Genomic DNA, 14486 nt, shown 5'->3' with positions numbered 1-14486 from the left:
GTTATGCACTTATGATTTAGGCTATTACGCTATTTGCACTATGCGTGATTTTTCACAGAGTGGGAAGCTATCAATTATAGGCTGGATGAGTGCTGACATCTCTGCAAATGAAGTACCATAGAAATAGAATGCGGTTTCTGTCGGTCCTTCCCAAACGCCATGGATTGCACCTATCTCTTCAACAGCCTCATCCAGTTTATCAAAAATTTCATTAATATCGCTATTTTCATAAACCTCATCAGGTAATTCAGTACCATTGAAATATAGCGCCAGCCCTTCTTCATCACCAAACTCAATTACGGTGTCTTCACCATGAATGGCTAAGCGAGATCCTTTAGGGGCTAACATTGATGAAAACAATTGAATAATCAAGCTAATATTCTCATCGCTTGCATCTGCAACCGCGAGTTCAATATCACACTCTTCGGCTTCACCATTATCAGAAAGTAAAGTTCCACCACCAGTCACTTGGATTTCTTTTCCCATTCCTTGCATGACTTGTGTAAATGCATCCTCTAAATCAGCACGTCTTTCCGGTTCAATCCTAGCTTTTAATGTTACCGTCATCGCCGTCATTTCTTGCTGGTTTTCCATATCATTACCTTTTTGCATTTAAATCCAATTATATTGCCAAAACTACGGGGGTTACTTTTCTTTGGCACTCAAAAGCTGTATTGCCAAACCACTACGCCGTTTGGTTGGTGTTTCAATAGCGCGACGAATGATTTTCATACCGCAATACAATGAAAGTTCTTTTTTCGCTCGAGTAATTGCTGTGTAGACGAGCTCACGAGTCAATACAGGCGAATATACCTTCGGTAAAACTAAAGCGGTATGAGTAAACTCCGAACCCTGTGATTTATGAACCGTCATTGCATAAGCTGTTTCATGCAATGGTAAACGATTAGGCTGAATACCTTTAATTGTTCCATCTGGATATTGAAAGTATGCCCTTAATGCACCATCTTCATCTGGAAGTATGATACCTATATCACCATTAAATAAGCCTAGTGGGCTATCATTACGGCTGATCATAATAGGCCTTCCTGCATAATGTTTGTTCATCTGATTGTATGGACGGTGGATCAATCCTTGCCGATGAAGCAGTTTTTCTAGCTTGTCATTGATCCCCATAACACCATAAGGGCCATCTCTCAAAGCAGTCAATAACCGATATTGATTAAACTTATGTAACACCTCAGAAGCAGGCTGCCTAGTTTTTACTGCTAACAGATATTCCTGATAAAAGCCTGCCGCTGCAATCAACATTTGTGCATAATCGTCTTCATCTTGTTGTAAGTATGTATGCACATCAGCTAAGTCCTTAGTTAATAATTTTTCAGCGCGCTTTGTATCACCTTCATTGACCGCTAAAGCTAACTGCCCTATTCCTGAAGATGCAGAGAAACGATAACTTTTGCGTAGTAAGCACAGGCTATTTCTAATTGGGGGTCCTTGCTCAGCAGTAAAATGTTCAAGCGAATAATTGGTCAATTGAGATAACTCAGCGGCTCGTTGAGGACTGTAGCCTACATCAGCAAATTGACAAATATCACCAAGTACAGCTCCCGCTTCTACCGATGCTAACTGATCTTTATCACCTAAAAAAATTAATTTTGCCTGTTTGGGTAAAGCCTCAATCAACTTCCCCATCATCGGCAAATCAACCATAGATGCTTCATCGACAATCAATATATCTAGCACCAATGGGTTATCTTGATTGTAGCGAAATTGCTGGCTTTCAGGTTGTGCACCTAATAATCGATGCAGTGTTTTAGCCTGATTGGGTAACATGCCTCTCTCATCATCATTAAGTGGCAAGCTATTTAATGCTGTCCCTAAAGATTCTGTTAGCCTTGCTGCCGCTTTTCCTGTTGGTGCTGCAAGTTCAATTTTAATAATTTGCTTATTATTGACTGCAAGTTTAATTAAAGCGGCGAGGATCCGTGCAACTGTGGTTGTTTTTCCTGTTCCCGGACCACCTGAAATGACAGATACTTGACTAGTGACTGCAACTGCCGCAGCTATCTTTTGCCAATCGATTTCATTGGCTAAAGGAAATAGCCCATCTAATATGAGTTTAACCGCTTGGTTATCATACTGAGGCAACGAAGTATGCGAAAAAAAACGAGATACCCTTTGTTCGTATTGCCACAAACGCTGAAAATACAAGAAATGATTAGATAAAATTAACGGTGATAGCTCTTTCTCATCAGCTAAAGAGACAAAAGGCGCATCTTTGATATCTTGATAAATAGCTTCGGCACTCGGCTCCCCGATTGCTAGCCAAAATTCCTCAGCTAATTCAGGATGCCTACCTGCAAATAACGTCTCAACACTAATTTCAGACAACGCTAAACACACGTGCCCAGCCATAGTCTCCGAACTTAATAAAGCTGCGGTAAAGAGTAATAATGGGCTCTGCCCTTCTGCGATATTGTAAGCAAACTGAACATCAAGAGGCGTGAACAAATGTTCTTCAAGCGCTTTATCAAACAGCTCTTTCATCATTTTTCTTGTTCCTCTAATGCCTTACAAAATAGCTGATCAAGCTCATTGATAAACGAAGATTCAGGTCGATAATAGAAAATACCATTTTTCGACTCAGCCCGATCAATACCTCGTAAGAAGAGATAATAAACTCCTCCAAAATGCACATCATATTGATAATTTGGTAAACGTTGTTTTAGATAGCGATGTAATGCCAATGAATACAGCTGATATTGTAAATCGTAACGATGATCTACCATGGCTTCTGCCATGGCGGCTTGAGTATAACTCTCTGCACTTTCACCGAGGTAATTTGATTTATAATCAAGAATATAAAACTTACCTTTCCATAAAAATGTCAAATCAATAAACCCCTTCAAAATACCTTGAACTTTTTCAAAGTTAAGAGGCGGGCATACTTTAGATAATGGGTCATAACGATGCGTAATTTGATCAAGCTGTTTAGCTTCTAATAAACTATCAATAGGTAGGTAAAACTGCATTTCATCTAGCATATCACTGGCCGCTAATGCAGATAAACATAAGCCATCATCGTTAAGCGGCGCTTGAACAATCGCAGTCAGCCATAGCTGAAGCATATCGGCCCATTTACTCTCAAAGCCCGAGAGCTCTAATTTCTCCACCAGCCACTCTAATGAAACCTCTTGAGAAAAATCGATTTCTTCCATTAGTTCATGTAAGAACGTGCCTGGAGCTGCTCCTTTAGGGAATTGATGAGGCGTTAAAGTTTGTTCGACTATTGAAGGAAGAGAGGCATCAATACTGACTTCAATATCCATTGTGGGTGCGAGTGAGTTCGCCAACTGTTCAGCACTAATTGTTTGTGCACTTTCAACATGCCCACTACTGTAGCTTAAACCTGAATAACTCGTAACTCGCCAATGATCATCAAAAAAACGGGTAATATTCCTTGCACAAAGCGCTTCATGATCGACTTCACTTAAAGATAACGAATTGGATTTAATATGTGCTATTTGTTCGACACTAATCGTGCTATTAACTAGCTCAGCTAATCTTGCATTAAGTAAATTAAAATCCCCTGCTTCACCTTTTTGTATTAAATAACCTAGAGCAGATAAATGCAGATCTGTTTCGCCGCTTTTCTTGCGGTTACCTTTAATGATAGGGGCAATACCAACACTACAATGATAAATAGCACGAGTGAGTGCAACATAGAGTAAGCGTAAATCCTCAGCTAAACGTTCTTGATCGGCAAGCGCTACGTTTTCTTCACTATCCGCTAAGTCTAAACGTGTACCGTAATCTTCACGATCATGAAAGAGGGCTTTTGATTGTGGTAAAAAATTGCTCACAAAAGGTAGCCAAACAATTTTATATTCAAGCCCTTTCGATTTATGAATAGTGCTGATTTGCACTAAGTGTTTATCGCTTTCTAAACGCATTTGTTGGGCATTCGATTGATGGTCTGGATGAGCTATTTGCTGTGTTAACCAGCGAACTAGCGTATGTTCCCCTTCAAGTTGTAAAGACATTTCTTGAAGTAGCTCACCGATATGCATCATATCCATCAAGCGCCGCTCACCATCTGTCGCAGCAAGTAATGTTTCCGCAATATGCCGCTCTGCCATCAGTACCCGCAACATAGGTAATACTCCCCGCTTGTGCCAAATTATTGCATAGCGGGTAAATTCATCGACCAGTGCTTCCCATGCTTTTTCATTATAGTTTAAAGCATCTATTTGCTGAGCATCCAACCCAATAAGACCTGTCGCTAGCGCACAACGCAACACACGCTCTTTTTCTGGAGACAATACAGCTTGAAGGATCCATAACAGATCCTTTGCTTCTTGAGTGGCAAATACACTTTCACGATTTGATTGGAATACCGAAGGGATATTTAATTGGTTCAAAGCATCTCGGATCAAAACAGCTTCTCGGCGGCTTCTAACTAATACCGTAATATCTGCCGCAGAAACTGGTGATTGCTTCCCATCACCATTTTGAAAAACCGTAGTACCAGCTAATCCCCCCTGTAACCATTCACTGATTTTCCCAGCACACTGTGATGCCATGGTTTGCTCATAATCAGTAATGGATACCGCTTCTCTATCTAGATGCCAAAATGTCAATGCCGTCAGTGGCTGACCATTTTCCAATAATTTTTTACCTGCATTTTTTGCAGAGAAATTAACAGGGTTGAATGGAATTTGTTCAAATATAAACGGATTATCACAATGTCTAAAAATGTGGTTTACCGCCTCTACCATATGCTCAGATGAACGGTGGTTCGTTTCTAACGTATAATGGGCGTTAACCTGCTTCTTCGCCTCAATATAGGTAAAAATATCTGCTCCACGAAATGCATATATAGCTTGTTTCGGATCACCAATAAATAATAAAGCGCTGTGTTCGACACCACGATATATACGCTGAAATATACGGTATTGTTGTGGATCTGTATCTTGAAACTCATCAATCATTGCGACAGGAAAACGCTGACTAATTGCCTCAGCCAGAAACTGCCCACCTTCATTTTTCAATGCTTTATCTAAGCGAGTCAGTAAGTCATCAAACCCCATTTCACCACGACGATGTTTTTCATGAGCAATACTTTGCCTCACTTCAGTAATAGCGAGAGGGATAATTAAATCTTTAATCGTCAATGATTGTGTAAGCAATTGGTCGATTTGAATAAATGCTTGATGTTCAGGACCAACACCGCTTTTCGATTTTTCATGTAAAGTGGCTTGAGAGAAGCGAATAATCTCTTTAGGCAATTGATAATCTTGGGTATCTTCCTCTGCCCAGTTGGTTATTTTCTCTAACCAACTGGGTAAATAACGAGAGCTATAGCTGCGTTTATCGACATCTGAGTTAGTGATTAATTTTTCAAATTCACTGCACCCATCTAACCATGCAGATTTGACATCATTAATTAAGCTAATAAAACGTTGATGTCGTTCTTCAAAGGTCTCTGTATCCTCTCCTCCATTAACAATATATGGCATATCCCCTTGTAAAAACGGTTTTATTTCAGCCAATAATGCTTCTGGGCTATTCCATTGTGACAAAATAACTTTTGCCATCGAATAATCAAGAGGATAAAAGTGGCGGCGCCAAAAATCAGCGCATGCTTGCTTTTGAATTGGTTGTTCATCTTGGATCATATTTTGTTCAAACAAAACGCCCGATTCAAAAGCATTGTTGACTAACATCCTTTGGCAAAAACCATGAATAGTATAAATAGCTGCTTCATCCATTTGCCGTTCAGCCGTTAACAACCAATTTGCGGCAAATTCTCGTTGCTCTGGAGTTGCAATTTGTGAAAGTAGCTCCAAATATTCAGGCTGATCCTCAAACCCTACCCCCTCACGAATACACGCGAGTCGCATATTGTGGATCCGTTCACGTATGCGACCACGTAATTCGTTGGTTGCTGCCTCAGTAAAGGTCACAACCAAAATTTCCTCAACGCTAAGAGGCCGAGGGAAAGCATTTGCTTCCCCCAACCCAAGCAGTAAACGCAGATAGAGGATCCCTATGGTATACGTTTTACCAGTACCCGCTGATGCCTCAATTAATCGCTGCCCTTGTAAAGGCAATGAAAAAGCATCTAGCAATTGGGAACTTATCTGCATTTTATTCACTCTGCATCTTCCTTAATTGGTAACATCTTTTGGAACTCTGAAGCATTTGGATAGAACACCCAGCCTTTCAGTGGTGCGTATCCTGTTTTTTCATCAACATCCTGACCAATAACTTGAGAAGTTAACGCTAAACCTTTACGTTGCATTACTGCATTTTGGTAATAATCAATGACTTGCTGCTGTGTCGTTTTACCAAACAATTCAATAACTTTAGCCCGAGTATCAAAGGTAAAGATATTGCGGCTAAAGTCAGATGAATAGCGTCCTACCTCTTCATAGAAAGTTTGTGGTGGTTGCTTCATTTCTGTAATGATCGACTGTTTATACTGTTCAAACTCTTGAGCGGGTAATTTTTTCAACTTTTCAAGAGCCGTACTATAAAACTCTTGATAACGAGTATTTAAGTAATCAGGCGTTTTTGCATTACTTTGCAGTAAGAACCCAACCCCCCACTGATCACCTAACCCTACTTTGAATGTAAACACAGCATAACCAAGTTGCTCGTTAGTCCTAAGCTGATCATAGAACCATGGTTGAATAATATTAGACAGTAAACCAGATAGCACAGCCCCCTCAATACGGCTATACCCTTCAGGAATAAAAATTTCTGCTAACGCATTATCCGTACTTTTGGCTTGATTATGAAAATCGGCTAGATAAGGCTTATCAATCACAACAATGTCACCACGCCACCAGCCTTTTCCTTTGCTTTTCAGTAAATCACGAGCATCTTTAATAACATTAATACTTTGTTTATCGGTTAAATTACCAATTACCATAGCTTGTAATGATGCGCTCTCTATCATCTTGCTACGATATTCAGTGAGATCTTTTAGTGAAATATTGTCTAGTGTCGATAGACGCTCTTCTTGTTCAAAATAAGGAACAGTATCGATACGTCGTAGTGGCTGCATAGCTATTTCATAAGCTTTGGCATTATTCGCTACTTTTATTTGTTCCTGATACCAAGATTTCGCTTGAGCAAGTTCCCTTTCTGTTGGCTCAAAGCTTAAATACAGCTTTGTCATCGATAGAAATAGCTCAGGTAAATGCTGAGTATATCCACTCGCATTAAACTGCAATCCAACGCCTTGTGAAACAGACACCGACATACCTGCTACCGATGCTTGATATTGCAGCTCATCCATTTTTAATGATGCTATATATTGCAATAATGCTCCAGTCACTTGGGATTTAGCATCTTGATCACCAACTTTTGTTTTCAGTAATAAATTAATAGTTGCTTTAGGCTCATCTGCAAAATATTGGCTTGGCATATACAGCACACGTGTATTGCCATCCTGATAAACTAATTCAGGATGTTTATAGGTTTTTTCGGTCTTAATTAATGACAAGTTATCCGGAATGTATGGGTTCAATTCAGGTAATCTAAATTTCATTTTAGATTCTAGCTGTTCCCACTGAGTTAACTGCTTCTGAGTTATTTTATCGACCTGATAAGCTGCATCAACAAAGTAGGCTTTCTTATTGTGTGGCTCATTTGGGCTAATAAACCAAATCCGTGCATCCTTAGCCGTTAGCTCAGAGAGCCTTGCCTTTATTGCCGAAGGATCATATTTGTCCGCAATATAATCAGAATCTAATACATGGTTGACCGGTACATTAATCATTTGGTCTGATAACCATTCAATGTAGTTCATATCTCTGACGATAGAGCCATAACGGAATGATAAATTCAGTACATTCGCGATTTCATCAAAGTAACTTTTGGTTACGCCTTCTTTTTTCAACAGATCAATATAAGCAAATACAGCCGCAATAATTTCATCACGCTCTGCTAACCCTTTATCTGTCAAAGTAATGTAGATAGAAAAAGTCCCATAATTCCGATCTGCGTTAGGCATTGCAGAGGCACTAATCCCCTCAGCCAATCCTTCAGATACTAGCCAATCTGCTAATGTGCCAGGACTGCGATTTCCGATCAGATAACCAATGTATTCATCACTTTTACTGCGAAAATCAGCCATATTGTTCTTAATACTGAACTCTAATTGAATGGCTTTTTGTGGCTGAGCAGGAACATAGTGGATCACAATCCCTTTTTCATTGTCTGTGACAGCGGGAACATCCGTTGTTGGCGCTTTAACATTATGGTCTGGAATACGCCCAAAGGTTTCTGCTGCAATTTTTGCCAGCGACTCAATAGATTGGTCACCATACAAAACACCATTCATCAAATTCGCCGAATAATATTGCTTATAAAAACCCACTAGTTCATCTTGTAACTTACTACCGGGTTTATCTTGCAACGTCTCTAAATTTCCACCAGAAAAGCGTGAGTTGGGGTGATTAGGATTTAATGTTTCAGAACGAACTTGCCATAGACGCATTCCATCACGGGAACGAGCCATAGTCAGCTCCGCATTGACGGCATTTCGTTCTCTATCTGCATTAGTCGGATCCAGTAGTGGCTCAGCTAAAGCATCCGCTAATCTATCCGTAGCATCCTTTAAGGCACTATTTTCAACTTCTAAATAGTAAGCAGTACGATGTGCCGCGGTACTGGCATTATGACTCCCACCATGCTTTTGTAAAAACTCAGACAAACTGCTGGGTTCTGGATATTTTTTAGAGCCCATTAACACCATATGTTCTAAATAATGTGCAAGCCCTAATTGGCTATCTGGGTTTTCTAAGCTACCAACAGGAATAGAAACAGCGGCTAGTGATTTAGTCGCTTTTGGATCTGAAACCAATAACACTATCATTCCGTTATGTAGCTTAACGGCTTGATAGGTTCGTGGATCATGTTCGCTCTTATTGATAGTTTCGGGTAACACCTGCCAAAGGGGCTGGCCAATCGCTGCTGCCCCCCAAACCATTAAGGTTACCAATAAGAAAAATTGAGCGATACTTTTGGATAAACGTCGCATCCTTTAATGCACCCCTTTTTTTATTTTAGATATTCTGCCATCGGCAGAAGATAACGCTGAGTATTTTCCAACAGCGACTGAATTAAGTTTTGGTCAATATTTCTACAAACTCGTAACACATAATCATCCTCCATCTCCCCTCTTTTCATGGATGAACCTTGGAGGCTTTGCACTAGTACTGATAATGCTTTTTGTTGTACATCTTCAGAAACAAAATCATATTGTTGCGTTTTTTTATCAAAACAAGCTGATAACCAATTCCAACCACTTTGATTTAACAATAACAATGGGCTATTTAGGCCATTACAGTAACCCGTTATAAGCTGTTCTAAATAATTCTTAGCATTTTCTTGCTTTACACTAGAAAAATGCCACGTACTGTTATCACGACCTAGTGCAATACTATCACCTTCACCGATCGTAAAATTAAACAACAGATGTTCTATCCACAGTTGAATACCATCATTTGCTGTCAAATAAGCAGGCCGATAACGTAATACCCCGTTTTCATGCACATTTCTTAATACTCCTGTTAATTTGATGCCATTGATATCAGTATCAATCACATGGTCAAACGGTTGAATATTTTGCTCCTTAACCTTTTCAGCCAATGGCATAATATTATTCATTTGTTGCTCCCAAAACAGCTGCCCAAATTGCTTAGCAGGTAACTGCCCAGAGGCTCTCAGTGATTGATAAAGCTGAACTGGATCTTCATCTTTAACTAATAAAGCTAATACACGCTCATTAATTTTATAGCGCTGTAATCTATCTAAAATAAAAGGCTCATCCTCTGGCAGTTCTGTTTCTTCAATGGCGAAATGAACTTTCAAACGTTGTTGAAAAAAAGCTCTTATTGGATGACGATAAAAACGCAATAGTTGTTCAACTGAAAGCTCAGTGATGATTTCACGTTCATTAAGCTGAGATATAAAAGGTTTGTTCCCTTGAAATACAGTTTGCGCGGCTGGTAACCACTCACTTGCAAAACTCTGATTTATAGAATCGGCAATGAAGTTTTCTTTGGCAAAAGGCACACGGTTGTGCTGTGTGACAAGATGTTTTTTTAATCTCATCGCACTCTCATCAATGTTAAGTTCCTCATCCCCCTGTAAACAAAAACTTTGGCAAATATAATCCAAAAGCTCAGTCACTAGCACAGATGGGTTACAGGTTTGGTTATCCTGTATAGATAGACCAATATAGCTAACATAAAGTTGCTTCGCTGCTGAATTCAATGCTTCTAAGAATAGGTAACGATCATCATCTCGGCGCTTTCGATCCCCTCTGGCAGGCTTCTCTGCCATTAAATCAAAGCCTAGTGGTGGAATACTACGGGGGTATATACCATCATTCATCCCTAACAAACAGACGACTTTGAAAGGTACCGAACGCATTGGCATTAAGGTACAAAAATTCACAGCACCAGCTAGAAAACGCTGACTTATCTTTTCATCGTCAAAACATACAGCTAGTTCATCACGGATCAAACGTAAAGGGACTTTTTCATCATAACCAGAGCTTAAGGCATTTTCGATAATCCTATGCCATTGCTCTGTAACAAGAGTAAGCACTAACTCTGTATCGCCATCAACTTTAAAAAAGCTATGAAGTAGCTGCTGGCAAATCGCTTTCCACTCTTCAAGATTTCTCTCAACTTCTAGTAATGTTCGCCACTCTTTTAATGTATTGACTAATAATGCGAGCTTACCTGCTAACTGAGCAGCTAACCCACTACTTTCATCATAAGGTAAAACATTATGCCAAGGGCCATATCGACTATCCATTGCATAGCCTAATAGCATACGGCTCAACCCAAATTGCCATGTATTTTGCCCGATTACGGGCAGTGCCAAAGCACGCACATTATCATCATCTAAACCCCAACGGATCCCTGACTCATTAACCCATCGACGTAATAAACTTAATTCACTTTCATCAATATTAAAATGAGCGGCAAACGCAGACACCTCAAGTAATGTAAGTACTTGTTCAGTTGAAAAACGGCTTTGCGGAAGGTCAAGTAATAAAATAAATGCTTGTAAAATAGGATGGGCTTGTAATGCCTTTCTATCTGAAATGGAAAAAGGGATATAGCGCCCAGATGCCGTATTGCCAAAAACGGCTTGAATGAATGGTGTATAACTGTCGATATCTGACACCATGACAATAACATCTCTAGGTGTAAGCGTTGGGTCATGCTCAAACAATGACAATAATTGATCTTGCAAAACTTCGACTTCCCTTTGTGCACTATGGCACGAATGAAAAGTCACGGATTGATCGGATAAAGCTAACCTACGTTTGTTGTTACTCGTGAGGTAATCTTGTAGTGTAGTTCCGAATTGAGCATGATTTTCAAGATCTAAAATATCCTGTTGTAAATTCTCTAGTAGGTTGCGACGATTTGTATCAACAAATGCTGATATTTCATTCGCATTATCAATCTGTGAGATAAAATACAGATTATCCCGCCCTAATTTTCCCCATGACGCAAGCAATGGGTTAGCGAGTTCTTGTTCACCTTCATCGTTGAATAACCTTTCAACATTCCCATCAATTCTAAAACGTGATATTTCATGCTTATCAATATAATGCTTCAATTTTCTTTTCTGTAATTTGGCAAGAAAAGAGTGGCTGTAAATATCTCCCCAGTAATAGCGACATGGGTTAGTAAACATCAGGTGAATATCAGTATGCTCTGCAATTGCTTTTAGGGCTTGCAGGTAAACAGGCGGTAAAGATGAAATCCCGCAAATAAAAATACGCTTTGGTAATACATTTTTTAAATCCTGCTCACCTTGTAGCTTGGCAATAAACTGCTGATAAAGATTCGCTCGGTGCCATGGTGACTGCTCAAGAGTTTGAGTATAATCAACCAACTTCAGCCATAATCGTCTTTGCCATAATTGATTTGAGCTTAACCCCTCGACTAATTCATTCTGCTGCCATTTTTCTATCCACTGAGGTCGATAAACTAAATATTGGTCAAATAAATCTGCGACTCGTCCCGCTAGCTGGTGTAACTTTCGCTTATCTGAATCATTCTGTAAGTAATGCCGTAACGGCTCAAATTCTTCTTCATCAATGACTTCAGGTAATATTTTCATCAGTTTCCAAGCCATAGCTTGCTTGGTATAAGCGCTCTCTTTCGGTATATCGGGGAGCACACGACGAAACATATCCCAAATAAAAGTTGCTGGTAGAGGATAATAAATATTCGCAGCTATCCCAAAGCGCTTTGCTAACTCTATTTGTAACCATTGGGACATACCCGGACTTTGTACTAAAACGATTTCTTGCTCGAACGGATGAGAAAGTGGTTCATTTTCCATTAAATGAGCAATTAACTCCTTTAATAGCTCTAATTGATTAGAATGATAAACCTGAAACATGACTATCTCCTGTTCTGCAAAACCAACGGTTTAGCGAAAAATCTTGCTGAGTACTTAATAAACTGACGGTTGTACTTGTGCAACTATCAGACACCATAAGTGACTGTAAGTTTATCTGCCAATTAGGATAAATAAATGATGGGTCATTTGGTATTAACGCCATCTTCGCCGCTTCCTGCTCTAAACGACTTTGTAGCTCCCTTACTGCAACTGAGCTACTAAATATCCAATTGAAATTCAAGGTAATATGTTGAGTGTAGTTTAACAGAGCGACTAGCAGCATAGCAAAAATCACTACAGCAAGCATTGACTCTATGATTGCAAAACCACGCTGCTCTTCCAGCTTATCATTCATTGGCAAAATCCCTTTTTATCAACTGGACAGTAATCAAGCCAACCTTTTATTTGGCTTCGCACTTTCTGTGTACCTGAAATAGGAGAAACCCAGCGATAAAGCGTAACATCATATTGCCCCCTATATTTTCCTTTACCAGAGAGAATAAATTGAGAACCTTTATAATGTTTAAGGCAGCTTTCCCATGAGTGCTCTGATGCTCTCTGGCATTGCCATTTTTGGCGGCTAAATGTTTGCAAAGTCCAGGATTGTTGAAGCCCCCATGACAGCGCTGACTCTGCTTGATTAAATGCTTCAACATATTTTTTTTCCTTTAAAAATTCGTTGCGGGCGTTTTCTTGATAAAAATGTAATGCTTTTAATAACAGTAGCGCTGTTGTCATCAATACCACGACCATCACTAACGCAATGTTTCCCTGCTGCTGAAAAATACGATGCTTCATCGTAAATTCCTTAGCAAAACAGCGCTACGATAATGAAAGGCTTTGTTTGGTAAATACGGTGTTTCAATAACTAAATATATTTCCAGCAACGACTGAACTTCATGCCATACAAATTTTAATGAAGAGACTTTAATCATTAGAGGATCAAATAAAGATTGCCAACGGTTACCATCACAATCCATAACATTTCGATTTGATTCTAATTTTTTGTCATTCAGGCGATAGCCAAAAAAATCAGATTCTTTATTCCTACCTCGAACTGGCCGCCATGTTCCTGACAAATTCTGGTCATAAGCAAAAATAATGCATGAGTTAGGGTATCGACTCAAAAATTTAGCATCAATTTTAATCGCCTCACCTTGGCAAGAAACACGGCTACAATAACCGATACGCCGGAGATCCTTCTCCATATTAATTAGCACCTGACGAGCATCTCTATCAATTTGATATTGAATATATGATTGATGTACTTGCTTAATTAATGTTGGAAAAACAGAGATTGCAGCAATACATACCAAGCTACTGATCGACATAGCGACTAGTGTTTCTATTAACGAAAACCCTTTTTGATGGCTGACATTCATCTGTAAGCCCTAACAGCGGGGAACGCCAATGATTTTTTTATTACTGCAACCTCTTATCCGGCCTGCTGCGGACATAAATACAGTCATTTGCCCAAAATCGTTGATCAGCTCAATGCGAAAAGCCTGACTAGTTCCTTGTTTTCCATAAAGGTCAACGGATGTACGAGTTGCTGATTTCATGCCGATATTGTTAAATTTCGCCGATGACAATATCGCAATCTGTTGGTTAGTCACAGAATCTTTGATAGTGACCGCCCAATCACCCTGAGCATTATTAATTAATAAGATACGATGTTGATTTAAGTAAATGCTTTCCATTAAATGACTGTAAATGAATACGGCAACTTGCCTTGCAGCGTCAATTAAACGGGTGCGTTGTTGCTGTTGCTGCCAACCATATAAAGCAGGTAATAAAACCAATGAGCATATAAATATCACAACCAATATTTCGATCAGCGTAAATCCTTTTTCCTGTTCTTGAGTTTGTCCGCCCATCTATAGCCACCGCCTGTTCGTAAAATATGCGCCTGATAATGTCAGCAAAATCGAATTAAAATAGAAAAAAAGAAGAGTGTTGCGTAACGTTTCGCAAACAGATGCAAGATTTACACATAATCAGTCGTGTTTTCGGAGTAGGCTCGCAAAAAGCTAAAATATGCGGGGAAAAAGATAACGTAGTGGTTAAAAAAACGATAA

General features: G+C 39.4%; 9 protein-coding genes. All 9 read right to left on the bottom strand.

Annotated features, from left to right (window positions below; genetic code table 11):
• Positions 1-24 precede the first annotated feature (24 nt).
• Genes SC428_RS06420 through SC428_RS06380 form a run of 9 tightly spaced genes read right to left on the bottom strand, consistent with a single transcriptional unit; the run spans position 25 to position 14285 of the window.
• Positions 25-612 carry a hypothetical protein gene (locus SC428_RS06420; protein ID WP_412544576.1) on the bottom strand — a complete coding sequence of 196 codons (588 nt, stop codon included), beginning with the start codon at positions 610-612 and terminating at the stop codon, positions 25-27.
• A gap of 33 nt (positions 613-645) precedes the next feature.
• Positions 646-2508, bottom strand: coding sequence for an exodeoxyribonuclease V subunit alpha (gene recD, locus SC428_RS06415; protein ID WP_318706492.1), 1863 nt, complete (start codon positions 2506-2508; stop codon positions 646-648).
• Entirely contained in the window at positions 2508-6110 is a 3603-nt protein-coding gene (gene recB, locus SC428_RS06410) for an exodeoxyribonuclease V subunit beta (RefSeq protein WP_318706427.1), read from the bottom strand. The genes recD and recB overlap by 1 nt, the downstream gene beginning before the upstream one ends.
• 5 nt (positions 6111-6115) lie before the next feature.
• Entirely contained in the window at positions 6116-9013 is a 2898-nt protein-coding gene (gene ptrA, locus SC428_RS06405; RefSeq protein ID WP_318706425.1) for a pitrilysin, read from the bottom strand.
• Positions 9014-9033: 20 nt separating this feature from the next.
• Positions 9034-12408 (bottom strand): exodeoxyribonuclease V subunit gamma, encoded by a 3375-nt coding sequence (recC, locus tag SC428_RS06400; protein ID WP_070928831.1) that lies wholly within the window; start codon positions 12406-12408, stop codon positions 9034-9036.
• Complete coding sequence (locus SC428_RS06395) at positions 12386-12763, bottom strand: prepilin-type N-terminal cleavage/methylation domain-containing protein (protein WP_140180443.1); 378 nt, start codon at positions 12761-12763, stop codon at positions 12386-12388. The genes recC and SC428_RS06395 overlap by 23 nt, the downstream gene beginning before the upstream one ends.
• A complete protein-coding gene (locus tag SC428_RS06390) occupies positions 12760-13206 on the bottom strand; it encodes a DUF2509 family protein (RefSeq protein ID WP_318706421.1) in 447 nt (148 codons plus the stop codon). The genes SC428_RS06395 and SC428_RS06390 overlap by 4 nt, the downstream gene beginning before the upstream one ends.
• Complete coding sequence (locus SC428_RS06385; protein ID WP_140180439.1) at positions 13203-13790, bottom strand: prepilin peptidase-dependent protein; 588 nt, start codon at positions 13788-13790, stop codon at positions 13203-13205. Before SC428_RS06385 ends, SC428_RS06390 begins: the two co-directional genes overlap by 4 nt.
• A gap of 9 nt (positions 13791-13799) precedes the next feature.
• Positions 13800-14285 carry a prepilin-type N-terminal cleavage/methylation domain-containing protein gene (locus SC428_RS06380; RefSeq protein ID WP_318706418.1) on the bottom strand — a complete coding sequence of 162 codons (486 nt, stop codon included), beginning with the start codon at positions 14283-14285 and terminating at the stop codon, positions 13800-13802.
• Positions 14286-14486: the final 201 nt, after the last annotated feature.

Origin of the sequence: Providencia sp. 2023EL-00965 (assembly GCF_033550225.1) — a bacterium.
In the GTDB taxonomy this organism is placed as follows: Bacteria; Pseudomonadota; Gammaproteobacteria; order Enterobacterales; family Enterobacteriaceae; genus Providencia; species Providencia manganoxydans.
Note: the sequence above shows the minus strand (reverse complement) of the source record. Positions and strands in the feature narration are given on the sequence as shown.